This is a genomic window from Streptomyces sp. NPDC018964 (genome assembly GCF_044390325.1).
Lineage (GTDB): Bacteria > Actinomycetota > Actinomycetes > Streptomycetales > Streptomycetaceae > Streptomyces.
The window spans coordinates 107,336-130,398 of record NZ_JBIRYZ010000003.1 but is presented as its reverse complement, the minus strand read 5'-3'; the positions used below and the strand labels follow the sequence as shown (position 1 = coordinate 130,398).

Annotated in this window: 23 protein-coding genes and 1 pseudogene; 11 read left to right on the top strand and 13 right to left on the bottom strand. The window is 73.9% G+C overall.

The annotated features are described in order from the left end of the window. Positions 1 to 120: 120 nt before the first annotated feature. The 3 genes from ACH5AO_RS06005 to ACH5AO_RS05995 form a co-directional block, all read right to left on the bottom strand. Positions 121 to 1,089 (bottom strand): acetylxylan esterase, encoded by a 969-nt coding sequence (locus tag ACH5AO_RS06005; RefSeq protein ID WP_398922240.1) that lies wholly within the window; start codon positions 1,087 to 1,089, stop codon positions 121 to 123. A 729-nt stretch (positions 1,090 to 1,818) separates the two neighbouring features. Continuing rightward, entirely contained in the window at positions 1,819 to 2,595 is a 777-nt protein-coding gene (locus tag ACH5AO_RS06000; RefSeq protein WP_398922237.1) for a ferredoxin reductase, read from the bottom strand. A 13-nt stretch (positions 2,596 to 2,608) separates the two neighbouring features. Next, positions 2,609 to 3,214, bottom strand: a complete 606-nt coding sequence (locus ACH5AO_RS05995; protein ID WP_398922236.1) for a sulfite oxidase-like oxidoreductase — start codon at positions 3,212 to 3,214, stop codon at positions 2,609 to 2,611. A gap of 577 nt (positions 3,215 to 3,791) precedes the next feature. On the opposite strand from ACH5AO_RS05995, the gene ACH5AO_RS05990 reads away from it, so the two are divergent. Next, positions 3,792 to 4,610, top strand: a complete 819-nt coding sequence (locus tag ACH5AO_RS05990; RefSeq protein ID WP_398922234.1) for a putative protein N(5)-glutamine methyltransferase — start codon at positions 3,792 to 3,794, stop codon at positions 4,608 to 4,610. Positions 4,611 to 4,664: 54 nt separating this feature from the next. Here ACH5AO_RS05990 and ACH5AO_RS05985 read toward each other — a convergent pair whose 3' ends face one another. Beyond that, positions 4,665 to 6,746 carry a SpoIIE family protein phosphatase gene (locus ACH5AO_RS05985; RefSeq protein WP_398922232.1) on the bottom strand — a complete coding sequence of 694 codons (2,082 nt, stop codon included), beginning with the start codon at positions 6,744 to 6,746 and terminating at the stop codon, positions 4,665 to 4,667. Positions 6,747 to 6,986: 240 nt separating this feature from the next. Here ACH5AO_RS05985 and ACH5AO_RS05980 point away from each other — a divergent pair, with 240 nt between their 5' ends. From ACH5AO_RS05980 to ACH5AO_RS05970, 3 genes are all read left to right on the top strand, one after another. Further along, positions 6,987 to 7,358: a hypothetical protein gene (locus tag ACH5AO_RS05980; RefSeq protein ID WP_398922230.1), complete on the top strand. Its 372-nt coding sequence runs from the start codon at positions 6,987 to 6,989 to the stop codon at positions 7,356 to 7,358. A 102-nt stretch (positions 7,359 to 7,460) separates the two neighbouring features. Beyond that, positions 7,461 to 9,476: an FAD-dependent oxidoreductase gene (locus ACH5AO_RS05975; protein WP_398922228.1), complete on the top strand. Its 2,016-nt coding sequence runs from the start codon at positions 7,461 to 7,463 to the stop codon at positions 9,474 to 9,476. Positions 9,477 to 9,546: 70 nt separating this feature from the next. Then, positions 9,547 to 10,122 (top strand): PadR family transcriptional regulator, encoded by a 576-nt coding sequence (locus ACH5AO_RS05970; RefSeq protein WP_398922226.1) that lies wholly within the window; start codon positions 9,547 to 9,549, stop codon positions 10,120 to 10,122. 68 nt (positions 10,123 to 10,190) lie between these two features. On the opposite strand, the gene ACH5AO_RS05965 is transcribed toward ACH5AO_RS05970, so the two are convergent. Both ACH5AO_RS05965 and ACH5AO_RS05960 read right to left on the bottom strand, forming a co-directional pair. Then, positions 10,191 to 10,718 carry a hypothetical protein gene (locus ACH5AO_RS05965; RefSeq protein ID WP_398922224.1) on the bottom strand — a complete coding sequence of 176 codons (528 nt, stop codon included), beginning with the start codon at positions 10,716 to 10,718 and terminating at the stop codon, positions 10,191 to 10,193. A 168-nt stretch (positions 10,719 to 10,886) separates the two neighbouring features. Continuing rightward, on the bottom strand, positions 10,887 to 11,885 hold the full coding sequence (locus tag ACH5AO_RS05960) for a fibronectin type III domain-containing protein (protein ID WP_398922222.1): 999 nt from the start codon (positions 11,883 to 11,885) through the stop codon (positions 10,887 to 10,889). A gap of 390 nt (positions 11,886 to 12,275) precedes the next feature. On the opposite strand from ACH5AO_RS05960, the gene ACH5AO_RS05955 reads away from it, so the two are divergent. Next, positions 12,276 to 13,166, top strand: coding sequence for a glycoside hydrolase family 75 protein (locus ACH5AO_RS05955; RefSeq protein ID WP_398922855.1), 891 nt, complete (start codon positions 12,276 to 12,278; stop codon positions 13,164 to 13,166). Between the two features lie 27 nt (positions 13,167 to 13,193). Here ACH5AO_RS05955 and ACH5AO_RS05950 read toward each other — a convergent pair whose 3' ends face one another. The 3 genes from ACH5AO_RS05950 to dhaK are packed head-to-tail and all read right to left on the bottom strand — an operon-like array spanning position 13,194 to position 15,242. Further along, a complete protein-coding gene (locus ACH5AO_RS05950) occupies positions 13,194 to 13,604 on the bottom strand; it encodes a PTS-dependent dihydroxyacetone kinase phosphotransferase subunit DhaM (RefSeq protein WP_398922221.1) in 411 nt (136 codons plus the stop codon). After that, entirely contained in the window at positions 13,597 to 14,214 is a 618-nt protein-coding gene (dhaL, locus tag ACH5AO_RS05945) for a dihydroxyacetone kinase subunit DhaL (protein WP_398922853.1), read from the bottom strand. Before dhaL ends, ACH5AO_RS05950 begins: the two co-directional genes overlap by 8 nt. A 35-nt stretch (positions 14,215 to 14,249) precedes the next feature. Then, positions 14,250 to 15,242, bottom strand: coding sequence for a dihydroxyacetone kinase subunit DhaK (dhaK, locus tag ACH5AO_RS05940; protein WP_398922219.1), 993 nt, complete (start codon positions 15,240 to 15,242; stop codon positions 14,250 to 14,252). A gap of 510 nt (positions 15,243 to 15,752) precedes the next feature. On the opposite strand from dhaK, the pseudogene ACH5AO_RS05935 reads away from it, so the two are divergent. Next, positions 15,753 to 15,863 (top strand): annotated as a pseudogene (locus ACH5AO_RS05935) (transcriptional regulator); the annotation flags it as partial. Positions 15,864 to 16,280: 417 nt separating this feature from the next. Beyond that, on the top strand, positions 16,281 to 16,586 hold the full coding sequence (locus tag ACH5AO_RS05930; protein ID WP_398922218.1) for a PadR family transcriptional regulator: 306 nt from the start codon (positions 16,281 to 16,283) through the stop codon (positions 16,584 to 16,586). Positions 16,587 to 16,783: 197 nt separating this feature from the next. Here ACH5AO_RS05930 and ACH5AO_RS05925 read toward each other — a convergent pair whose 3' ends face one another. After that, positions 16,784 to 18,058, bottom strand: coding sequence for an APC family permease (locus ACH5AO_RS05925; protein WP_398922216.1), 1,275 nt, complete (start codon positions 18,056 to 18,058; stop codon positions 16,784 to 16,786). Positions 18,059 to 18,349: 291 nt separating this feature from the next. Between ACH5AO_RS05925 and ACH5AO_RS05920 the strand changes: the two genes are divergently transcribed. The 3 genes from ACH5AO_RS05920 (at position 18,350) to ACH5AO_RS05910 (ending at position 21,296) form a co-directional block, all read left to right on the top strand. Next, the gene (locus ACH5AO_RS05920; RefSeq protein ID WP_398922214.1) at positions 18,350 to 19,255 is read left to right on the top strand and encodes an SGNH/GDSL hydrolase family protein; all 906 of its coding nucleotides are present in this window, start codon (positions 18,350 to 18,352) and stop codon (positions 19,253 to 19,255) included. A 453-nt stretch (positions 19,256 to 19,708) separates the two neighbouring features. After that, positions 19,709 to 20,158, top strand: a complete 450-nt coding sequence (locus ACH5AO_RS05915; RefSeq protein ID WP_398922212.1) for a pyridoxamine 5'-phosphate oxidase family protein — start codon at positions 19,709 to 19,711, stop codon at positions 20,156 to 20,158. Between the two features lie 442 nt (positions 20,159 to 20,600). Next, positions 20,601 to 21,296: a response regulator gene (locus ACH5AO_RS05910; RefSeq protein ID WP_398922210.1), complete on the top strand. Its 696-nt coding sequence runs from the start codon at positions 20,601 to 20,603 to the stop codon at positions 21,294 to 21,296. A 37-nt stretch (positions 21,297 to 21,333) separates the two neighbouring features. On the opposite strand, the gene ACH5AO_RS05905 is transcribed toward ACH5AO_RS05910, so the two are convergent. The 3 genes from ACH5AO_RS05905 to ACH5AO_RS05895 all read right to left on the bottom strand — a co-directional run bounded on the left by ACH5AO_RS05905 (position 21,334) and on the right by ACH5AO_RS05895 (position 22,497). Beyond that, complete coding sequence (locus ACH5AO_RS05905; RefSeq protein ID WP_398922208.1) at positions 21,334 to 21,588, bottom strand: hypothetical protein; 255 nt, start codon at positions 21,586 to 21,588, stop codon at positions 21,334 to 21,336. Positions 21,589 to 21,594: 6 nt separating this feature from the next. After that, a complete protein-coding gene (locus ACH5AO_RS05900) occupies positions 21,595 to 22,050 on the bottom strand; it encodes a Crp/Fnr family transcriptional regulator (protein WP_398922206.1) in 456 nt (151 codons plus the stop codon). Positions 22,051 to 22,236: 186 nt separating this feature from the next. Further along, a complete protein-coding gene (locus ACH5AO_RS05895; RefSeq protein ID WP_398922204.1) occupies positions 22,237 to 22,497 on the bottom strand; it encodes a twin-arginine translocase TatA/TatE family subunit in 261 nt (86 codons plus the stop codon). 175 nt (positions 22,498 to 22,672) lie between these two features. Here ACH5AO_RS05895 and ACH5AO_RS05890 point away from each other — a divergent pair, with 175 nt between their 5' ends. Further along, positions 22,673 to 23,062, top strand: a complete 390-nt coding sequence (locus ACH5AO_RS05890) for a BlaI/MecI/CopY family transcriptional regulator (RefSeq protein ID WP_398922202.1) — start codon at positions 22,673 to 22,675, stop codon at positions 23,060 to 23,062. Position 23,063: the final 1 nt, after the last annotated feature.

The following is a 23,063-nucleotide window of genomic DNA, read 5'->3' as shown; positions in this document are numbered from 1 at the left end:
CGCGCCTCCTGTTGATGACGGTCCGTAGCCGTGCGGGCTCGTTGCGCCACCACATCTAGCATTGGTCTACACCACAAGGGAAGAGCGGTCCGGCGGTTCGGCCGGAACCGTACGGTCCCCTCAGATGTGCGACCGCATCCAGCGCAGCTTGGCCGCCTCCTGGAAGGGGCCGCCGCCCTCGTGGTCGTTGAAGTCGTACACCTCGATCGCCTTGTCGTCGTGCGCCCAGGCGTTGAAGGCCCCGAACACCGTCGAGGGCGGGCAGGTCTGGTCCTCCAGGGCCGCCGAGAACAGGGCGGGCGCGCTGCCGCGGGCGGCGAAGTGCACACCGTCGAAGTAGGACAGCGTGCGCAGGACGTCCTCGAAGCGGCCGCGGTGCGTCTTGAGGTAGGAACCGATCTCCCGGTACGGCTGCCGGTCGGTGAGCGTCGTCGCGCGCGGGAAGTCACAGAGGAACGGCACGTCCGGCGCGACACCGGCCAGGTCCGGGACCAGCCCGCCCACCGCGATGGCGATGCCCCCGCCCTGGCTGGCGCCCACGGCGACCGTGCGGCTCGCGTCGGTCAGCGGGTGCGACCGCGCCGCCTCCACCGCCCGTACGGCGTCCGTGAACACCCGCCGGTAGTAGTAGTTCTCGGGGGCGTCGATGCCGCGCGTCATGAAACCGGGGTACGCCGGAGCGCCGCCCACCGGGTCCGCCGTACCGCCGCCGGCGCCCCAGGCGCTGCCCTGGCCCCGGGTGTCCATCACGAAGTGGGCCCGGCCCGTGGACGCCCACAGCAGGTGCTCGTGCGGCAGCCCGCGGCCACCGCCGTAGCCGATGAACTCCACCACCAGCGGCAGCGGGGCGCCGGCGTCGGCGGGCAGCGTCAGCCAGCCCTTGACGGGGTGGCCTCCGAACCCGGCGAACGTCACGTCGAAGACCCGCACCGTGGACAGGCCCGTGTCCACCGGCTCGAAACGGGCGTCCAGATCGTGCTCGCGCGCCTCCTCGAGCGTCTTGGACCAGAACGCGTCGAAATCCTCGGGCGCGGTGGACGCGCTGCGGTACTCGCGCAGTTCGTCGAGGGGGAGGTCGAACAGGGCCATCAGGGACCGCCTTCGTGAAGAGACAGTGCGAAGCGATGACACCGTACGTGGATCACCGGCGCCGTCGCCAGAGGCTTCGGGGAAAGTCCCAGGTGGTGGGCATGGAAAGCGGTTGCCCTCAGAGGGGTGGGAAGGGGCGGCCGTCGGCTCGGACGCCGCGGTGCGTCCACTCCGGGCCGGTACGGGCCCGTACCCGCTCCGCCGGCCCGTGGAGCACCGTCGCCCCGCGCACCGCCCGGCGCCGATGCCGTGCTGCCCCACCGGGGCGGCGTCGACCGGGGGCGGCACATCGCGCCCACGGGAGTCGAACCACACGCGCACCACGTCGCCGGGACGCGCGTCCGCCGGGACGCGGACGACGGTGGTGCGCGGCCGACGGCGGTGCGCGGTCCCTCACCCGGCTCCGTCCAGCGCACGCCCGCGCGGAACACGTGCCGACCGCCGGACCGGGCCGCGGACCGCACCGCGCGGACCGCTCCACGACCTCGGCGCGCACGCGGTGGCGGTCGGCGCCGTCCACTCCTCGACGACGTCCGAGCGCCGGCACGGCACCCGCGTTCGCATCTCGGACCTCCCCGCCGTCACCGCGGCCGGGGGACACGGACGGAGCCGTACGCGACGGCGGCCCCCGGCGTCCCTCCGCGGCACGCGGCATCCACGGAACAGCTCCGGCCGGATGCCTGGCCGGGGCCGTGCGAGACGGCGGTTGCCCTGACGGGGGCGTCCCGGTCAGCCGAAGCGCTCGATACGGATCCGCTCCACGGGCTGGCCGGCCGCCACGAGCAGCCTGGAGGCGTGCTCGGCAAAGGAATTGGAGCCGCACACATAGGCCTCCCACCCACCGGGAGGCTGTTCGGCCAGGAACGGCGCCACATGTGCGGCCGTCATACGTCCCACGGGCACACCTTCCGGGGCGCTGCGTGTGAACACCCGAGTCGTCTCCGCGCCGAACTCCCGCGCGTAGATCAGCTCCTCGGGGCTGCGGGCCGACACCACCAGGCGCAGCGGCAGTTCCATGCCCCGGGACCGGTGGTGCCGCACCATCGACATCAGCGGGACCACTCCGGAGCCGGCGCCCACCAGCAGCGCGGGCCGGTCGCCCGGCCAGGCGAAGAAGCCGCTGAGCGGGCCGCGCACCTCGACCCGGTCACCGGGACGGGCCACCGTGTGGAACCAGCCCGAGACCTCGCCGCCCTCGACATGGTCCAGGGTCAGCTCGATGTGCCCGGAGTCGTCCGGTGCCGACGCGATCGAGTAGTGGCGCTGGGCCACATAGCCGTCCTCGGCGGTCAGCCGCAGCAGCAGATGCTGACCGGGTACGTGCCCCGGCCAGCCGGGCACGGCGAACCGGAAGGTCGTCGCCCGCGGGGTCTCGTGGCGGATCCCGGTCAGGGTCGCCGTCCGCCATACGGACGCGGTCTGCTCGCTCACGCCGATCCGCCCGGGCACCGCGAACCGCGTCGGCGGAGCGAAGCGCCCCGGCGCGGCCGGTGCCGTCCGTGTCATCTGTGTCGTCCGCTCAGTCACCGGAGTACCGCTGCTCCTCCCAGGGATTGCCGCGCGCGTGGTAGCCGTTGCCCTCCCAGAAGCCCGGCTCGTCGTGGTCGAGGAGCCGCAGCCCCGCGATCCACTTGGCGCTCTTCCAGAAGTACAGGTGCGGCACGATCAGCCGTGCCGGGCCGCCGTGCTCGGGAGGCAGCGGCCGACCGTCGTACTCCCAGGCGATCCAGGCCCGGCCGCCGGTCACATCCGCGAGCGGCAGGCTGGTGGTGTAACCGGTGTGCGCGTACGCGACCACATGTGTGGCCGACTCATGGGGCCGGACCACATGGAGGAACGCGTCCAGCGAGACGCCGCCGAACCGCACCCCGAACTTCGACCAGCTCGTCACACAGTGGATGGCTCCCTCGTACGCCGAGGTCGGCAGCGCGTGCGCCTGCTCCCAGTCCCAGGTGCGGGGCTCCGCCACCAGCCCGTCGATCCGGAAGGTCCAGTCGGCGGGCGCGAGGTCGGGTGTGACCTCGGCGGACAGGACGGGCCATTCGTCGCCCGCGTCGTACTGACCCGGCGGCAGTCCGGGGTTGTGCACGCGAGGGCGGCCGGTGAAGCCTCGGGTGATGTTCACGTGATCGGCGATTCCGTTACGACTGGTGCTCAAGTGTTTCCGTGTTCAACCGTACGCGGTGTCCGCGACCGATGCGGTGCCAGGCCGGTCACGGCCCCGCAGAACCGGTCCGCCCGGAACCGGTCCGCGTGGTGCGGCGCTCCGGCTGCCCGGCGCACGGTGGCCGGCCGACCGGTGGGCCCGCGGCCGCCGCTCGTCTCCGGTTGCCCGAGCAGCGTGTACGACATCCGGCTGCCCGAGCAGCATGTGTACGGCGCCGGCGCCGACCCGGGACGCGTACGTCCGGCCGACGCGCGGGCACGGCGGGCGAAGACCGTCCTCCCGCCCCGGCCGGTCCCCATGCCCCCGGCCGCCTCCACCCGTGCCCACCTCTCTCCGCGTTCCCGAAGCACCGTACAGCGGCAGTGATCGTCGAGTACCATGACCGCTGGCTGCGGACCGCCCCAGCCTGAGACCGCCGAGGAGGTGAGACCCATTACCGCTGTGTCAGGTCGGGTGCTCTCACCTCGAAGCGACGCGGACCACCGGCAGTAGGTGACCGCGAGAGCGCCCTTCGGCTCCCGAAAGGTCCAGGCTCTTGCCGCACACGCCGTCCCCGTCACCCTCTCCCTCCGCCGTCCCGCCGTCCCCGTCCCGTGACGCCGTCGTGGCCGCGCTCCGCGCCGCCGGCTGCGTCTTCGCCGAGGACGAGGCCGAGTTGATCCTCGCCGCCGCGCCCACCCCCCAGGACATCGCCCCGATGGTCGAACGCAGGGCGACCGGAACGCCCCTCGAACTCGTCGTCGGCTGGGCCGAGTTCCACGGCCGGCGCATCACCGTGGAACCCGGTGTCTTCGTGCCCCGCCGCCGCACCGAGTTCCTCGTCGAACAGGCACTCGCCCAGGCGCCGGACGCCTCCGTCGTCGTGGACCTGTGCTGCGGCTCCGGTGCCGTCGGCGCGGCCCTGGCCGCCGGACTCGGCGCGGTCGAGCTGCACGCCGCCGACATCGACCCGGCCGCCGTGCGCTGTGCCCGCCGCAATGTCGCCGGGTTCGGCGGACAGGTCCACACCGGCGACCTGTTCGCGGCGCTCCCCGGCGACCTGCGGGGCCGCGTCGGCATCCTCGCGGCCAATGTGCCGTACGTGCCCAGTGACGAGATCGGCCTGCTGCCCCCGGAGGCCCGTGATCATGAGCCGCCGGCCGCGCTCGACGGCGGCGCGGACGGCCTCGACGTGCTGCGCAGGGTCGCCGCCGGTGCGCCCGAATGGCTCGCGCCGGGCGGCTGCCTCCTGGTGGAGACCAGCAGCCGGCAGGCCCCCGCCGCCGTCGGCGCCTTCACCGCCGCCGGCCTGCGGACCCGCCTGGCCGCCTGCGACGAGCGGTACGCCCATGTCGTGATCGGTGTGAGGCCGTAGGACCAGGACCGGTCAGGGGGCCGGGGTCGTCCCAGGGGACCGGGGCGGTCTGTCTCAGGGGGCCGGGGTCGTCGCGCGGGCGATGAGCAGGGCCACGTCGTCGGCGTTGTCGGGTTCGTGCAGGGTGCGCAGGAGCAGGTCGCAGACCTCCTCCAGGGAGTCGCCGGGGTGGTCCAGCAGGGCCAGCAGCCGGTCCAGGCGCTCGTCCAGCGGATGCCGGCGCGTCTCGACGAGACCGTCGGTGTAGAGCACCAGCCGGTCGCCCGGTTCCAGCTCGACGGTGGTCGTGGAGAAGGTGACCCCGCCCACTCCCAGCGGCACTCCGGTGGGCAGGTCGAGCAGTTCGGGGGCGTGGCCCACCCGCACCCGGGCCGGCGGCAGATGCCCGGCGTTGGCGATCGCGCACCGCCGTTCGCGGGGATCGTGGACGGCGTAGACACAGGTCGCGATCGCCTGGTCCAGACCGCCGGTGATCCGGTCCAGGTGCTCCAGGAGGACGGCCGGATCGAGGCCGAGGGAGGCGAGGGTGTGGGTCGCCGTGCGCAGCCGGCCCATGGTGGCCGCCGCGGGGATGCCGCTGCCCATCACGTCCCCCACGACGAGGGCCGTCCTGCCGTCCTCCAGCGGGATCACGTCGAACCAGTCGCCGCCGACCTCGCTGGTGGCGCCCGCCGGCTGGTAGCGGGAGGCGACCTCGAGGCCCCCCGTCACGGGCGGATGGCTCGGCAGCAGGCTGCGCTGCAGGGTGAGGGCGGTGTCGCGGGCGTTCTGGTACCAGCGGGCGTTGTCGATCTGCACGGCCGCGCGGGAGGCCAGCTCCCGCGCGAGCAGTAGGTCGTCCGCGTCGAACGGCCGGGGGCTGCGGGTACGGATGAGGTCGAGGGCGCCCAGCACCTCCCCGCGCGCGATCAGCGGCACGGCCAGGTACGAGTGGACACCCGCCCGCGCCAGCTGCGCGGCCGACTCCGGGGAGCGGGCGATCCGCGCCAGGTCCTCGTCCTTCACCTGCGGCACCACCACCGGCAGCCCGGTGCGCACGCACTCGGTGATCAGCCGGTCCGGCGCGTACCGGGTCACGTGGCCCGGCGGGTCGGCCGCCGCCAGCACCTCGTCCGCGTCCACCGCGCGTACCGCCAGCGCCCGGATCACCGCGGGCTCGGCGGGGCCGAGGGTGCTGCGGTGGCCCCGCACCACCGCGTCCAGCAGGTCCACCGCCGCCGCGTCGGCCAGCTCCGGCACGGCCACGTCGGCGAGCTCACCGGCCGTGCGGTCCAGCTCCAGGGCGGTGCCGATCCGGGCGGTGGCGTCGGCGATCACGGCGAGCCGGCGCCGCGCGGTCTCGGCCTCCGCGTTCGCCCGGTACTGCTCGGTGATGTCCACCACCGACACGGCCACCCCCAGCACCGTGCCGAGCGCGTTCTCCAGGCGGTACAGCGAGACCGCCCAGGTGTGGTCCTCGTCCGGATCGGCCGGGGTCCGGCCGGTCGTGGTCCGGTCGATGACGGGCCGGCCGGTCTCCAGGACCCGGCGCGCGGAGGTCTCGAACACCTCGGTGTCCACCAGCGGCAGCAGTTCCCGGACCGTGCGGCCCAGGTGCTCCTCGGCCGGCATGCCGTTGATCTTCTCCAGCGCCGGGTTCACCGAGACGTAGCGCAGGTCGCCGTCCAGCACGGCCAGCCCTATGGGGGACTGGGCGACGATCCGGGTGGACAGGGCCACGTCCCGCTCCAGCCGGCGCACGGTCGACCGGTCCACCGCCAGGCCGAGGGCGTACACGTTCCCCCGGTCGTCCAGCAGCCGCATGTTGCGGAACTCCACCAACCGGGTGTCGCCGTCCTTGCGCCGGATCGGGAAGGCCCCGGCCCAGCTCCGCCCGGTGCGCATGACGTCGGCGAAGAGCTTCACCACGAGGTCCAGATGTTCCTCGTGCACCATGATCCGGGCGGCGTACTGGCCCAGGGCCTCCCGAGCGTCGTACCCGAACAGCTCCTCGGCCTGGGGGCTCCACAGCACGATCCGCCCCTCGGCGTCCAGGACCACCGAGGCCACCCGCAGCACGTCGAGCAGCCCGCTGGGACGTACCGGCCCACGCACCGGTCCGTCGCCGTCGGCCGGGGATGACCCCGCTGTACTCATCGCACGCCCCGCCTTCACCTGATCGCCACGGCACGTCTTCACCGTGCCGACACCCCTTGTTCTACCGCGCGCGGGACCGATTCTCCGCCGCTCCTGCCGTCCGGTTCCAGCTTCCCCCACCATCGGGGCGGGCGCCCCGCGAAGCCGGCGCCGCGGCGGCGCGCGGGTAGTGCTCTTCGGCGGGTGGTGCTTTGCTGAGTGGGGGGCGGGGACGGCACGGCCACGAGAGGAGCGATCACGATGGGCAGTGAGCGACCGCACCCGGAGTCCGTCTCGGTCGAGATCAGCGGATGCAGCAAGGACGACGCCCGGATCGTGTTCGACACGCTGTGCGCGTGCTTCACGTCCGACCGGTGCTCCGACGACGTGCCGGAGGAGTTCTCCGAGACCCGCCCGACGGTCTGGCTCGGCACCTTCGACGTCGCCGACGCGCACGAGGGCACCCGGCCCGGGGCCCGGCTGGCCGCGTCGGTCGACGCCGACGTGCACGGCGGCTACTGGGCGGTCGACCGGTTCCGTACCACCCTGGGCTCCCTGTTCACGGTGCACGAGCTGAGCACGGTCCCCGGCGATCAGGAGGAGGAGTTGCACGTGCGCCTCGAAAGCCGGTGACGTTCCCGGCCCCGTGTGCCCTCCGTCTCTTATGCAACTAGTTGCATAAGGCGGTGCGCGTGCCTTACAACTACAGGCACGACACCGCGCACGGAGGGCCCCATGAGCCGTTACCCCCACCTGCTGACCCCCCTCGACCTGGGCTTCACCACCCTGCCCAACCGGGTCCTCATGGGCTCCATGCACGTGGGCCTGGAGGAGGCCGAGGGCGGCTTCGCCCGCATGGCCGAGTTCTACGCCGCCCGCGCCCGCGGCGGGGTCGGCCTCATCGTCACCGGCGGCATCGCCCCCAACGACGAGGGACGCCCCTACGAGGGCGGCGCGAAGCTCACCACCGAGGCCGAGGCGGACCGGCACCGGACCGTCACCGACGCCGTGCACCGCGAGGGCGGGCGCATCGCGATGCAGATCCTGCACTTCGGCCGGTACGCCTACCACCGGAACCTGGTCGCCCCCAGCCCCCTCCAGGCGCCGATCAGCCCCTCCCTGCCCCGCGAGCTGACCGACGCCGAGGTCGAGCGCACCGTCGACGACTACGCCCGCGCCGCCCGCCTCGCCCGGCGGGCCGGCTACGACGGCGTCGAGATCATGGGCTCCGAGGGCTATCTGATCAACGAGTTCACCGCCGCGCGGACCAACCACCGCACCGACCGCTGGGGCGGCTCCTACGAGAACCGCATGCGCTTCCCCGTCGAGATCGTCCGCCGGGTGCGCGAGGCGGTCGGCGAGGACTTCATCGTCGTCTACCGGCTCTCCATGCTCGACCTGGTGCCCGACGGCTCCACCCTGGACGAGGTGATCACCCTCGCCAAGGCCGTGGAGGCCGCCGGCGCCACGATCATCAACACCGGCATCGGCTGGCACGAGGCCCGCGTCCCCACCATCGCCACCTCCGTGCCGCGCGGCGCCTACACCTGGGTCACCAAGCGCCTCATGGGCGAGGTGTCGGTGCCACTGGTCACCACCAACCGCATCAACACCCCCGAGCTCGCCGAGCGACTGCTCGCCGAGGGCTGCGCGGACATGGTGTCGATGGCCCGCCCGATGCTCGCCGACCCCGACTTCGTCGCCAAGGCCGCCGCCGGCCGCCCCGAGGCGATCAACACCTGCATCGGCTGCAACCAGGCCTGCCTCGACCACACCTTCAGCGGGCAGATCACCTCCTGCCTGGTCAACCCGCGCGCCTGCCACGAGACCGAGCTGGTGCTCTCCCCGACCCGCCGCCGCAAGCGCGTCGCCGTCGTCGGCGCCGGCCCGGCCGGCCTCGCCTGCGCGGTGAGCGCCGCCGAACGCGGCCACCACGTCACCCTGTTCGACGCCGCGAGCGAGATCGGCGGCCAGCTCAACGTGGCCCGCAAGGTCCCCGGCAAGCAGGAGTTCGACGAGACCCTGCGCTACTTCCGCACCCGCCTCGCCGAACTGGCCGTCGACGTACGCCTGGACACGCGCGTCACCGCCGACGACGTGGCCGGGTACGACGAGACCGTCGTCGCCACCGGCGTCACCCCGCGCGTCCCCGACATCCCCGGCGTCGACCACAGAAGCGTCCTCGGCTACCTCGACGTCCTGCGCGACGGCGCCCCCGTCGGCGACCGGGTCGCGGTCCTCGGCGCGGGCGGCATCGGCTTCGACGTCGCCGAGTTCCTCACCGACGGCGGCGACAAGGCGCACGAGGACCCCGAAACGTACTTCCGCCGGTGGGGCGTCGACCCCGACTACCGCGCCCCCGGCGGCCTCACCGCACCCGAACGGCCCGCCCCGCCGCGCACCGTCCACCTGCTGCAGCGCAAGACGTCCAAGGTCGGCGCCGGCCTCGGCAAAACCACCGGCTGGATCCACCGCACCGAACTCAAGCACCGCGGCGTCACCATGGTCCCGGGCGTGCGCTACGACCGGATCGACGACGCCGGACTGCACGTCACCGTCGACGGCGAGAGCACCGTCCTGGAGGTCGACACCGTCGTCCTGTGCACCGGCCAGGAGCCGCGCCGCGACCTGTACGAGGAACTGGTCGCCGCCGGACGACCCGCCCACCTGATCGGCGGCGCCGACGTGGCCGCCGAACTGGACGCCAAGCGCGCCATCAAGCAGGGCACCGAGCTGGCGGCGGCGCTGTAGGCCCTGCCGCCGGTGTCCCGCCCGCCCGGCGGCGTCCGGGCCGGGCGCGGCCCGTCCCTAGGATGAGCCCATGTCACTCCCGCACGCGATCCTCACCGCCCTGCTCGAGAAGCCGTCGTCGGGGCTGGAGCTGACCCGCCGCTTCGACCGGTCGATCGGCTACTTCTGGTCCGCGACGCACCAGCAGATCTACCGCGAGCTGGGGAAACTGGAGGCCGAGGGCCTGATCCGGGCCCTCCCCTCCGAGCAGCCGGCCCGGGGGCAGAAGAAGGCGTACGAGGTCCTGCCGGCGGGACGCGCGGAACTGGCCCGCTGGACCTCCGCGTCCCAGGACCCCAAGCCGCACCGTGACGCGATGCTGCTGCGGCTGAGGGCGGCGGCCGTGGTGGGCACCGCGGGCCTGGCGGCCGACCTGCGGCGCCACCGGGAGCTGCACGAGCTCCAGTTGGCGGAGTACCGGGAGATCGAGCGGCGCGACTTCCCGCCCGGCAAGGACGGACCGGAGGACCGGCTGCGCCACCTGGTGCTGCGGGCCGGCATCGACCTGGAGACCTTCTGGACCCGGTGGCTCGACCACGCGCTGGCGGAGTTCGCCCGGCTGCCGGACGCCGACGGGCCCGGGGGCCCGGTCGCGCGGGAGACGTGACACCGCGCAGGGCCGGCGCCGGCCGCCCGCCCGGAGCGCGTCGGACGTGATGGCGGCCGGTGCCGGGACTAGAAGTGGCGCGGGGTGCTGCGGCGGCGCAGGTACCAGGCCGTGGCGGTGATCCCCGTGCCGACGAGGGTGCTGCCCGCCACCAGCGTGACCGTGCCGTAGTCCGTCGACCCGCCGCCGATGCCGCCCATCACCCCGCGGGACGGCGAGGCCGTGGGCGACACCGACGGGCTGGGAGCCGTGGAGACGACGACGGACTGCGTGCCCGCGGTGGTGCCGTTCGAGCACACCACGATCACCGTGTACGTGCCCGGACCGACGTCGGACCAGGCGGCGGACTGTCCCGAACCGCTTCCCGACAGCGCCACCTGACGGCCCTGCGAGAAGCTCGTCTGGCCGCTGCCGAGCAGTGAGGCGGTGCCCCAGTGGCCGTTGACCTGGGTGCACGCACTGGTGCTCACCGAGACCGTCGAGCCGGTGGTGCTGACGGAGATCCCGGCCGCGGCGGCCGGCCCGGCCGGGCCCAGCACGAGTGCGGCGGCAGCCGCGACCGGGCCGGAGCGGAGCAGTGGCTTCGAGTTGAGCATGTCGGCTGCTTTCCGGCGGCACGGCCGGCGGTACATCCCTTGCGCCGCCGAGGTCGGGGAGCGCCCGTGCTGCCACGAGGCAAGCCAACGGGCCGCCGGAGCGGCGCGCACTCCGGCGGCATCCGGGCAGGTGACGGCTTCCTCCGGGCGGCCGACCCCGGGGCCGGGTCAGCGCCCGGCGCCCGTCGTCACCGTGCGTTCGGCCGAGAAGCCGCCCCAGGTCCCGTCCGGCAGCATCGCCCTGATCCGCACCCGGTGGGCGACCCCGGCCTCCCGGCCGGCGTAGAAGCGGTACGTCGCCCGGTCGCGCGGTGCGTCGGCGCCGTAGACGAGCGAGGTGGCGACCCGGCCGTCCAGGCGCACCTCGTACTCGGTGATCACCCCGTCGGCGCGCGGTGGCACCCAGTGCAGGACGATGTGGTACGCGCCGTCGGACCGCTCGCTCGTGGCCCGGAAACCGGTGGGGGCGCCGGCCGGGCCGTCCGCGCTGCCCGCGGTGGTGAGGCGGACGGGGGCGCCGGCCGGGGAGAGGTTGTCGGCCGCGTCCCGGGCCCGGACCGTGAAGGAGTAGCGGGTGCCCGGCCGCAGCCCCGTCACCACGGTGGCCGTCTGGTTCCCGCCCACACTGTGGATCTTCTTCCCGCCCTGATAGATGTGGTACGACACCACACCCCGGTCGTCCTCCGAGGCGGACCACGACAACTGGGCCGCCCGGCTGCCGGCGGTCCGGCCGCGAAGCTCCGCCGGACGGGTGGGAGCGGTGTCGTCGGCCGTGGCCGCTCCGGGGGTCGTCGCCCGGACCTCCCGGCTGCGCGGCCCGAGCCGCCCGTCCGCGTCCCGGGCCCGCACCGTGAACACATACGTGGTCGCGGGCCGGAGCCTGGTGACATCCACCATGTGCTCGGAACCGGGCACTTCTTTCACCTTCGTGGTGCCCCGGTACACCTCGTAGTGGCTCACCCCGGCGTCGGCGGCGGCGACCGCGTTCCACATGACGTGCACGCTGGTGGCACTGCCCGCCTCGGCCGTGACACCGGTCGGTGCTCCGGGGGCCCGTCCACCGTCGTCGTCGTGCGCTCCTCCCCATCGGCAGGAGGTGAGCAGCAGGAGGACCCCGCCGAGTGCGAGAAGGCGACGCGGGGACACGGCTGGGGGAACGCCACGCATGACTCTGCCTCCCGGAGCGGCACGGGAAAACGCCCGGATAATGGTCCGTACCAATAGGAGCAGGATGACGCGGTCACATCAAGAGGATGGGGGTGAGGAAGTGTTCGCGCGCGTTACGTATGCTGAAGTCCGAACGGGTCGAACCGCCCTTCCGCAGAAGGGAGTTCGGGCCCGTGGCGCGGACCGCTGTCGTCGCAGATCCCGCGCCGGCGCGAGTGGCCGGACGGCCCGGGTCGACCGGACCCGGGCCCCGGCCTCTTGTCGCGGTCACTGGTGCGATCGTGCGCCGTCCGGCCCTGTCGGGACCGCCGCGCCGCCATATCGGGGCGAAATGGTGCAAAGCTCACGTGGGTGTGCGCCCGTGACCCCGACGAGAGGCCCTCCTTGATCGTGTCCCGTGTCCAGTCGCTCACCCTGGCCATGGCCGGCGTCGCCCTGCTGGCCCCTCCGGCTCCCCCCACCCCCGCGCCCCAGTCCCGTACCGAACCGGCGGTACGACGCACGGCCCCGGTGCCCGCCACCGACGCGCCCGCCGAACCGGCCGTACGGCGTACGCCCTCCGTCTCCGCCGTCGATGCGCCCACCGGGGTGCCTACTGGGGTGCCTGCGAAACCGGCGGTACGGCGCACGCCCCCGGTGCCCGCCACCGACGCGCCCACCGGAGCGCCCGCCGAACCGGCGGTACCACGCACGGCACCCGTCTCCGCCGCCGACCTGCTGGCCAAGGTGCGCACCTGCGCCCCCGTCTCCCACGGCCGCTACCGCGAGGACCACGGAGCCGAGGCCACCGTCCCGGTGTGCGGCACCCGCGACGCCGTCTTCTGGAAGGCCGACATGGACATCGACTGCGACGGCAGCCCAGGCCCCCGCTGCAACGCCCTCACCGACCCGTACTTCTCCGCGTCCACGGCCTTCACCCGGTCCGACGGACGCCCGCTGAGCTCCGAGGAGACCCCCTACGTGGTGGTACCCGCACCCAGCACCGTGTGGAACCACCGGTCCCACGGCGTGCACGGCGGATCGGTCGTGGCGGTGGTGTACCGCGACCGCGTGCGGTACGCGGTCGTCGGCGACACCGGCCCCGCCGACATCATCGGCGAGGCGTCCCACGCCACGGCCGAGTCGCTCGGCATCGACCCCGACCCGCGCACCGGCGGCACACCCTCCGGCGTCACCTACATCGTGTTCCGGGACAGCCGGGTGACCCCCATCGAGGACCACACGGCCGTGGTGACGGCGGGGGAGCGGCTGGCCCGGCGGTTCGTGGACGCCGACGACTGAACCGGCCGGGCGACACCACCGCCCTCCTCACACCTTCCGGTACGCGTACGCCTCGACGGCCGCCGCCTCCACCGCCGCCAGGTCCGCCCCCGTGGAGGCCGTGACCACCGCGGCCACCGCACCCTCCACGAACGGAGCGTCCACCAGCCTGGTCCGCTCGGGGAGTTCGTCGCCCTCGGCGAGCAACGCCTTCACGGTGAGCACCGCGCTGCCCAGGTCGGCCAGCACGGCCACCCCCGCCCCGCGGTCGACGGACGCGGCCGCCGCGGCGATCAGTTCGGCACTCGTGCCGAGCCCACCGCCCTCGGTGCCGCCCGCCGGTGCGACGGGGACCGCCCCGCCGGCGCCCGCCAGACCCTTCGCCAGCTCCGCCACCGCCGCGGCCACCGCCGCACTGTGCGACACCAGCACGATCCCCACCGGCTTCTCGTCACTCACCGTCGGCCTCCGCGTCCGCCCCGGCCGTCACGAGCCCGGCGATCAGCAGCGCCGCCGACGTGGCCCCCGGATCCTGGTGCCCGATACTGCGCTCACCCAGATAACTGGCCCTGCCCTTGCGCGCCCGCAGCGGCGTCGTCGCCACGGCACCCGCCTCGGCGGCGTCGCGCGCGGCGGCGAAGGAGTCACCGAGGGCCTCCACCGCGGGCACCAGCGCGTCGATCATCGTCTTGTCGCCCGGTGCGGCACCACCGAGCTGCCGCACCGCGTCCACCCCGGCGCGCAGCGCCTCGGCCAGCTGACGCCCGTCCACCTCGGCGGCGTCGCCGAGCGCCTTGCCGGTGCGCCGCAGCAGCGTCCCGTACAGCGGACCGGACGCGCCGCCCACCGTCGAGACGAGCAGCCGCCCGGCCTGGATCAGCACCGCCCCGGGAGTGGCGGGCGGCTCCTTGTCCAGCGCTTCCCTCACCGCCCGGAACCCGCGCTGGAGATTGCTGCCGTGATCGGCGTCCCCGATCGGCGAGTCGAGCGCGGTGAGCCGCGCCGCCTCGCGGTCCACGGACGCGGCGGCGGCCGTCATCCAACGGCGGAAGAAATCGGCGTCGAGCACGGAAACTCCTCGTGTGGTCATGGTCCCAGCGTCCCTCACATGCCCCAGCGCAGCCCCGGGGTGCGCACCGGCGCGTCCCACAGCCGCAGCAGCTCCTCGTCGATCTGGCACAGGGTGACCGAGGCGCCCGCCATGTCGAGGGAGGTGACGTAGTTGCCGACCAGGACCCGGGCCACGGGGACCCCGCGTTCGCCGAGCACCCGCTGCACCTCGGCGTTGAACCCGTACAGCTCCAGCAGCGGGGTGGCGCCCATGCCGTTGACCAGGACCAGGACGGGGTTGCGCGGCGTGAGGTCCTCCAGGATCGCGTCGAGGGCGACCTCGGCGATCTCGCCGGACGTCATCATCGGCCGCCGCTCCCGGCCCGGCTCGCCGTGGATGCCGATGCCCAACTCCAGCTCACCGGAGGGCAGATCGAAGGTGGGGCTGCCCTTGGCCGGCGTGGTGCAGGCGCTCAGCGCCACCCCGAAGCTGCGGGAGTTCTCGTTCACCTGCCGGGCGATCGCCTCCACCTGCTCCAGCGGCTGCCCCTCGTCCGCCGCCGCGCCCGCGATCTTCTCCACGAACAGGGTCGCGCCCGTGCCCCGCCGGCCGGCCGTGTACAGGCTGTCGGTCACCGCCACGTCGTCGTCGACCAGCACCTTCGCGACCTGGATGCCCTCGTCCTCGGCCAGTTCGGCGGCCATGTCGAAGTTGAGCACGTCGCCGGTGTAGTTCTTCACGATGTACAGCACCCCGGCCCCGCTGTCCACGGCCGCCGCGGCCCGCACCATCTGGTCGGGCACCGGTGAGGTGAACACCTCGCCGGGACAGGCCGCCGACAGCATCCCCGGCCCCACGAACCCGCCGTGCAACGGCTCGTGCCCCGAGCCCCCGCCGGACACCAGGGCCACCTTCCCGGCCACGGGCGCGTCCTTGCGTACGATCACCCGGTTCTCCACGTCCACCGCCAGCTCGGGATGGGCCGCGGCCATCCCCCGCAACGCGTCCGCGACCACGCTCTCCGGGACGTTGATCAGCATCTTCACGGGTACCTCCTGGGGAGCTTGGCAGGCAGCTTGCCGGCCTGCGTTCTTGCTGGTCAGAGTATCTATGGACAGTTCTTGATCTTGGCGGTCCACGGCGGTCGTGAGCGGGCTCCGGCGGTACTGATGCCGACTTGTCGCTGACTTTGACGACGCGACGTCAGATTCCTGCGGCAGGTCGACTGCGTACCGGCAGGAGCCCTACAGGGGCAGTATCGACCTTGCGACCGCGAAGGTCACGTGAGGCGGCATCCGGAGAGGCCGGGGAATATCGGTCCGGTGGATACGGCCAGAGCTGCTGCGCCGGTTGTTCTGGCTTGGCAGGACCAGAGCGACCGCTGGGAGTTGCTGCCCTTTCTCGCCGTGGATCGTGGAGAACGGCAGCGCGGGGCGGACGTGCGCCCGCCAGAGAGCGACCGTGCCCCGGACGGTTCACCTCCGCCTGCGCGGAGCGGACTTCAGCATACGTAACGCGCGCGAACACGTCCGCTCCGCGCAGGCGGAGGTGAACCGCTGTGGGAAGCCGGGCTCCTCGAGTCCGAGCGCCGCGCCGGCTGGGTGTACTACCGCGTTGCGCCCGGGGTGTTGACGGCCATGGCGGGCCTGCTGTCGCAGCGCACCTGAACGGTCGGTACCGGCCGTCCGCGGGTGGACGCGTCCGGCCGGACGCGGCGGCTCCCGGGCGCGTGGACGTGCGTGCCCACCGGTGACGGATCCCGGAAGGGGTGTGGGCAGGGGGCGCCATGGGCCGGAAAGGGGCCGGCTCGGCTTGTGGTGGTACGTGCTCGGAGCCGAGGGCGTACGTGCCCGGAGCCGGCGCGGCCGACACGGTCTGGTGGGCCGATGCGTTCGAGGTCCTCGGGGACCCGGTTCGCCCGCGGTTGCCGATGTGGCTCGCGGCACGGCGGTGACCGGGCGGTGGGGCGGGGCGGCCGCGTGCGTGTCCGTGGCCGGGCTCCGGCGGGAGAGACCGGGTTGTCGGGTTCCGGCGTAGGATCGGATGCCGATATCGGTTTCGTCACTGCCGGAGGGTGGGTCAGGGTGCGGGAGTTCCAGCGGGGTGCGGTGCGGCTGCACATCCTGCACCACGCGGCCGAGGAGGAGATCCACGGCGCGTGGATGACCGAGGAACTGGCCTCCCACGGCTACCGGATCAGCCCCGGCACCTTGTACCCGACGCTGCACCGGCTGGAGGCGGACGGACTGCTGGTCTCCGAGCAGCGGGTGGTCGACGGCCGCACCCGGCGCGTCTACAAGGCGACCGAGGCCGGGAAGCGGGCTCTGGCGGACGACCGGCGGGCACTCAGGGAGCTGGCCCGTGAGGTTCTGGGCGACGAGGTGCCGTAGCGCACCGGCCCGGTCCGTGGCGTGCGGGAGTCGGGAGCCGCGCGGGGGAACCGGGCCGGAGGCGTGGGCGAGGACCGCGAGCGGCGCCGAGCGGCTCGCGCCCTCCGGGCGGGTGTGCCCCGGACGGCCCGGTGCCCGACGGCGGCGCCGTCACGCCGACCGGCCCGCCGACGGACGACCGTCCGACCGCCACCCGGTCACGACGTGCGTGCGGCCACCGCGCGCCGGACCCCGTAGACGGCGGCACCGGCGGCCAGCACCGCTGCCCCGGCGGCCACCGAGGACAACGGCAGGGCGAAGGCCAGGAGGAGGCAGCCGGCCAGCCCCGCCACGGGGATGATCCGCGCGGGGCGGCCCTCCTGCGGCCGCAGGGTCCAGGCGGAGGCGTTGGCGACGGCGTAGTACACCAGCACACCGAACGAGGAGAACCCGATCGCCCCGCGCACGTCCGCGGTCGCCGCCAGCACCGCCACCACCGTGCCGACCGCCAACTCGGCGCGGTGCGGCACCTCGTACCTCGGGTGGACGGCGGCCAGGACGTGCGGCAGGTGCCGGTCGCGGGCCATGGCCAGCGTGGTGCGGGAGACACCGAGGATCAGCGTGAGCAGCGAGCCGAGCGCGGCGACGGCGGCGCTGACGCGTACGACCGGTGCGAGCCGGTCGGCGCCCGCCGCCCTGGCCGCGTCCGACAACGGCGCGGCGGACTCCGCCAGCCCCTTCGGACCGAGGACCGTCAGGACGGCGACGGCGACGGCGGCGTAGACGACCAGGGTGATGCCCAGCGCGATCGGGATCGCCCGGGGAACGGTGCGCTCGGGATCGCGGACCTCCTCGCCGAGGGTGGCGATGCGCGCGTACCCGGCGAACGCGAAGAACAGCAGGCCCGCGGCCTGGAGCACCCCGCCGAACGTGGCGTCGTCGCCGATGTCCAGACCGGCCGCGTCCGACGCGGACGAGGTGAGGCCGGTGACCACCACGGCGGCGAGGACCGCCAGCACCACCGCGACGATCGCGCGCGTCAGCCAGGCCGACTTCTCCACTCCGGCGTAGTTCACCGCGGTCAGCGCCACCACCGCGGCCACCGCGACCGCGTGCGCCTGGCCGGGCCAGGCGTACGAGCCGACCGTGAGCGCCATCGCCGCGCAGGAGGCGGTCTTGCCCACCACGAAACTCCACCCGGCGAGATAACCCCAGAAGTCGCCGAGGCGTTCGCGACCGTAGACGTAGGTGCCGCCGGAAGTGGGGTAGCGGGCCGCGAGACGCGCGGAGGAGGTCGCGTTGCAGTAGGCGACGACGGCGGCGAGCGCCAGGGCGACCAGCACCCCGGAACCGGCCGACCGCGCGGCCGGGGCGAGCGCGGCGAAGATCCCGGCGCCGATCATCGACCCCAGGCCGATCATGACGGCGTCCGGCACCCCCAGCCGCCGGCGCAGCTCGTCCGGTGTCCCGGCGGCGGTCGATGGCTCGCTCATGACTTCTCTCCTCGGCGGCAGGGCCATTCTTACGGACTTCGATATCGGGAGACGATATATGAGCGCGTGAGGCAACCCGGAGGGGAACGAGGCTCCGTCCGCCTGCCGCGCCGGACCGCGCCGGACCACGCCGGTAGGCGTACCGGCCACGGCAAGCACCGGGGAGCCGTGTCACACGCCGTCATCCGGCGGGAGTACCGAACTGCGGCCCGCCGTGCGGCGGCAGGCACCCTCGGGCATGCTCATCGCGAGACAGAACCGCACATTCCGCCCCGCCGGATGGAGGCGTCTTTGAAGACGACCCTGCTCATAGCCCTGGCCACCGCGCTGTCCACCGCCGCCCTGTCGACCGCGGCACCGGTCACGGCCGCGCCGGCCGCGGCCGAACCACTGCGATACGTCGCGCTCGGCGATTCCTACGCGGCCGCACCGCTGGTGCCGCCGGCCGATCCGGCCGATCCGATGTGCCTGCGTTCCCTGGCCGGTTATCCGCGCGTCGCGGCCGAGGAACTCGGCGCGCAACTCACCGACGTCACCTGTTCCGCCGCCACCACCGACGACCTGAGCACGTCCCAGTTCCCGGGCACCGCACCCCAGTACAACGCGCTCACGCCCTCCGCCGAGATCGTCAGCGTCACCATCGGCGCCAACGACGCCGACGTCCTGAGCGAAGCGCTGGACTGCGTCAACACCCTGCCCGAGCCCCACGGCACCAGCTGCGCGGAGGAGAACACCGCGGGCGGTACCGACGAGGTCAGGGCCCGCATCGACGCCTGGGCACCGGTCTTCGGCACCGCCCTGGACGAGATCGCCCGGCGCGCGCCGAACGCCAAGGTCTTCGTCGTCGGCTACGGCAACTACCTCCGCACCGACGGCTGCCACCCCACCCAGCCCTTCTGGAAGCAGGACGCCAACTACATCCAGGGCGTGGTCAACCACCTCAGCGCCGTACTGAGGCGGACGGCCGAAGAGCACGGCGCGACCTTCGTCGACACCTACACCCTGGGGAGCGGACACGACATCTGCGCCGACCCCGCCGACCGCTACATCGAGGGCCTGACGTCGACACGCCAGGCCGCGCCCCTGCATCCCAACGCTTCGGGCGCCCGGGCCATCGGAGAGGCCCTCGCCGCGGCCGTCCGCGCGACGCCGGCGCCGTCCCGCGGGACGGACACCGTACTCCCGAAAGCCTCGTGACCTCCGGGACACGTGTGGCGAGGACGCCCGGAAACCGAACAGGCGGAACGGCCCGCGGGCGTGCCGCCGGCGCGGCGGCAGGGCCATGACGGCACCCGGGGCGATGGGGGGGCGATGGGGGGCGATCGGGCGACGGCGGGGACGAGCACTCCGTCGCGGACCTCCCGCCGACGCCCGGCGGAGGAGCGTTCACCGGGAGCGCGCCGCCCTTCACGGTCCGGCCCCGGTCACCGTCACGGCCCCGTGGGCGTCCGAGCGGGTTCCGCTCCACGCCCGGACGGGTCCCGTTCCGCGCCCGGACGGCGGACGCGGTACGGAGTGAGGTGCGGCGCCGACGGTGGCCGCGGGCCGTTCTCCGGGGGGAACGGGACCGTCGGCCCTCATCTCCCGGCCGCGCCCGGCCCAGGGTGGAAGGACGCAGGACCGCTGCACCAGGCGAAGGACGGGCTGGCGATGTACCCCAATGACGGTTTCCGCGAACTCGGGCGGCAGGAGTGCCTGCGACTGATGGCCGGGGCACCCGTCGGCCGCATCGTCTTCACGCGCCGGGCCCTGCCCGCCGTGCTGCCCGTCAACTTCCGCCTGGACACCGGCGGCGCGGTCCTGCTGCGTACCGCCGCCGGTTCGGAACTGGCCCGCGCGGTTGACGGCGCGGTGGTCGCCTTCGAGGCCGACGACGTCGACGCCGCCCGGCAGTCCGGCTGGAGCGTCGTCGTCACGGGCCCGGCCGCGGTGGTGACCGATCCCGCCGAACACCGGCGCCTGGCCCGCACCGGACCGGTCCCCTGGGCGCCCTCGGCGCGGGAGGTCTTCGTCCGCATCGAGGCCGAACTGGTCACCGGTCGCGAACTCGTCGGCGGACGCTCCCTGTACGGGGTGAGCCTGACGGTCGCGGACGGATGAGGACCTCCGGCGGGGACCGGAGCGAAGGACGGCCGTCCCCGTCGTCCAGGAGCGCGGGTCCCGCACCGGGCCGGGCCGGGTCGGCCCGGCTTTCGCGCACGCGCGCGGGCGTCGGGGACTCTCCCCGCTGACGGGCCGCGTCCTCCTGCCGGACGGGGCGCCGGGCATGCCGGCCGCCCCGATCGCCTACCACCGCCCGGTCCACGGCGTGGTCCTCCTCGCCTCCCGCCGACACTGCCCCGGGACCGGACGGGCCTGTGCTCCGCCGGCCGGCGCCCCGACCGCTCCGACGGCCCGGGCCCGCGGGTGGGGCCGGACCGGCCCGGACCGGGGCGATGGGGCCGATCGGCCCTGGTCTCCCGGCCCTGGAACGCGCAAGATGTGGGAGCCGGGGATTCCGGACGGCCCGTACGGTCACACAGCGTGGAACGAGGAGCAACCGATGGCGGACGGCGAGCAGCCCGGACCCGACAGCCCGATCCGGGTCTTCCTGCTGGACGACCACGAGGTGGTCCGGCGAGGGGTGCACGACCTGCTGAACGACGAACCGGACATCACCGTGGTCGGTGAGGCCGCCACCGCGGAGCAGGCCCTGGTCCGCGTTCCCGCCCTGCGCCCCCGGGTCGCGGTCCTGGACGTACGGCTGCCGGACGGGGACGGGGTGAGCGTGTGCCGCGAACTGCGCTCGGCCATGCCCGACCTGGCCTGTCTGATGCTGACCTCGTTCGACGACGAGGAGGCCCTGCTCGACTCGATCATGGCCGGCGCGTCCGGATACGTGCTGAAGCAGATCCGCGGCTCCGACCTGGTGACCGCCGTGCGCACGGTGGCCCGTGGCCAGTCGCTGCTCGATCCGAGCGCCACCACCCGGCTGATGGCCCGGCTGCGCGGCGGACAGCGGAAGGAGGAGGAACAGCCGGACGCGCTGCCCGGGCTGACCGAACGGGAGCGCGAGATCCTGGCCCTGATCGGTGAGGGACTGACCAACCGCCAGATCGGCCAGCGGCTGTACCTGGCCGAGAAGACGGTCAAGAACCACATCTCCCGGCTGCTCGCCAAGCTCGGCGTGGAACGCCGCATCCAGGCCGCCGTCATCGCCACCCAGGTCCAGGACCGGCTGAGGCAGGAAGGCCGCTGACGGCACGCGGCGAGCCGCGTCGGCCGTGCGCCGGGGCTCACCGCCCGGCCGCCGCCCCCTGGACTCGCGTCCGGTGACGATCCCGCTCCGGCCGGAGCGGGAATCCGCCCGTCTCGAAGGCGGCCCCGGTGCCGTCGGCAACGACGACCCGCTCCTCGCCCTCCGGCACGGTCAGCGTGCCGGCCCTCCGTTTCTCGAGCAGCCGGACGACGTCCTCGAACGGGGTGCCGCGGCCGGCGGTCACGACGGCGCGCGCCGTGAGGCCGCCCACGGTGTACGGGCCGCCGTTCACGGCCCGTCACCCGGTTCCGCTGCCGTAGGGGGCGTACAGGTCGAGCAGCCGGACCCGGGTGGCGTGCAGGCGCTGGGCGACCACCCGGCCGACCCACACGGCGATCACGCGGCCGAACTCGGGATCACCGGCGCACAGCGCCCGTACGGCCTCCGCGTCGAACTCCCAGGCCCGCACCGGGCTCGTGGTCTCGGCGCCCAGGTGCCACATGCACGGCGGGTAGTGCCAGGACCAGCCGATCAGCTCGCCGTGGCCCAGCGACTCGATCACGGCCGCGCGGTGACCGGGGACCTGCAGGTCGAGGGCGACGGTTCCGGTCCGGACGATCCAGAACCGGTCGGCGCGCCGTCCCTCCTCGAACAGCCGCACCCCGGCCGCGAAGGAGACCTCGCGGGCGTGCCGCAGCAGCTCTTCGCGGTGTGCGACCGGGAGACCCGCGGTCAGAGTGGTGGTGGATGTCATCGTCCCGTCTCCTTCCGTGCCCGCCGCCACGGTCGAACGGCGGTTTCGGCCCCCGATGTTCAGGGTGGGCCCGTCCGACGGAGGACACCACGGGCCTACCGGCCCCGTCCGGGGACCGGTCGGCCCCATCGGGACGGCGGCCCCGCGGCGAGGACCCGGCCGCTCCCGCTCACCGGCCGCTCCCGCTCACCGGCCGGGTCCGCCCGAGGGCGGTGTGTCGCCGGTGTGCCCGGATCCGGGGGCGTACGGCCGCTGCACCTCCCCCTGGATCACCCGCGGGGCCGTGCCGGCCTCCCCGGTGGCGTCCTGCTCCTTCACGGCACGGGCCTCGGCCTTGAGGATGCGGGCCGACCTGCCTGCCGAGCGGGCGAGTTCAGGGAGCTTCTTGGCGGCGAGGACGGCTATGACGACGATGAGGACGACAGCCAGTTCACTCAGTCCGAACATGGATGCGATGCTCCTTCTCGCGAGCCCGGGCGGGGCGCAGGTCCGGGGCCCGCGGCGCGGACCCGCAGCAGAATCTACATCACTGTAGATAACTGTCGGGCGGCGTGCGGGGGTTGGGAGCGTCTATACGATGTCTGCCCGGCGAACAGGCGGCGACGGAAGGGAGGCGGGGCGCGTGGCGGAGCAGCGGGAGGGTTCCCGGCGGCGGGGGCAGGGTGAGCTGGAGGCGCTGGTTCTGGAAGCGCTGCGGGAGGCGGACGGACCGGCGACGGCCGGCTGGGTGCAGGAGCGCCTGGGCGGCGGCCTCGCCTACACGACCGTCATCACCATCCTGACCAGGCTGCTGGCCAAGGGAGTGGTCACCCGGGAGCGTACGGGCCGGTCCTTCGCCTGGACGCCCGCGTCCGACCAGGCGGGCCTGGCCGCCCACAAGATGCGCAGGGTGCTGGACTCCGAGAGTGACCGGGAGGCGGTGCTGGCCAGCTTCGTCACCGGCCTCGGCCCGGACGACGAACGCCTCCTGCGGGAACTGCTGGGCCGGTCGGGGGACGAAGGGGAAGACTGAG

Bases quoted from the DNA above. Each gene is read 5' to 3' on its own strand.
- ACH5AO_RS05895 (WP_398922204.1), bottom strand. From the start codon at position 22,497: ATGTTCGGACTGAGTGAACTGGCTGTCGTCCTCATCGTCGTCATAGCC.
- ACH5AO_RS05975 (WP_398922228.1), top strand. From the start codon at position 7,461: ATGAGCCGTTACCCCCACCTGCTGACCCCCCTCGACCTGGGCTTCACC.
- ACH5AO_RS05980 (WP_398922230.1), top strand. From the start codon at position 6,987: ATGGGCAGTGAGCGACCGCACCCGGAGTCCGTCTCGGTCGAGATCAGC.
- ACH5AO_RS05900 (WP_398922206.1), bottom strand. From the start codon at position 22,050: ATGACATCCACCACCACTCTGACCGCGGGTCTCCCGGTCGCACACCGC.
- ACH5AO_RS06005 (WP_398922240.1), bottom strand. From the start codon at position 1,089: ATGGCCCTGTTCGACCTCCCCCTCGACGAACTGCGCGAGTACCGCAGC.
- ACH5AO_RS06000 (WP_398922237.1), bottom strand. From the start codon at position 2,595: ATGACACGGACGGCACCGGCCGCGCCGGGGCGCTTCGCTCCGCCGACG.
- ACH5AO_RS05960 (WP_398922222.1), bottom strand. From the start codon at position 11,885: ATGCGTGGCGTTCCCCCAGCCGTGTCCCCGCGTCGCCTTCTCGCACTC.
- ACH5AO_RS05915 (WP_398922212.1), top strand. From the start codon at position 19,709: ATGTACCCCAATGACGGTTTCCGCGAACTCGGGCGGCAGGAGTGCCTG.
- ACH5AO_RS05985 (WP_398922232.1), bottom strand. From the start codon at position 6,746: ATGAGTACAGCGGGGTCATCCCCGGCCGACGGCGACGGACCGGTGCGT.
- ACH5AO_RS05910 (WP_398922210.1), top strand. From the start codon at position 20,601: ATGGCGGACGGCGAGCAGCCCGGACCCGACAGCCCGATCCGGGTCTTC.
- ACH5AO_RS05925 (WP_398922216.1), bottom strand. From the start codon at position 18,058: ATGAGCGAGCCATCGACCGCCGCCGGGACACCGGACGAGCTGCGCCGG.
- ACH5AO_RS05970 (WP_398922226.1), top strand. From the start codon at position 9,547: ATGTCACTCCCGCACGCGATCCTCACCGCCCTGCTCGAGAAGCCGTCG.
- ACH5AO_RS05965 (WP_398922224.1), bottom strand. From the start codon at position 10,718: ATGCTCAACTCGAAGCCACTGCTCCGCTCCGGCCCGGTCGCGGCTGCC.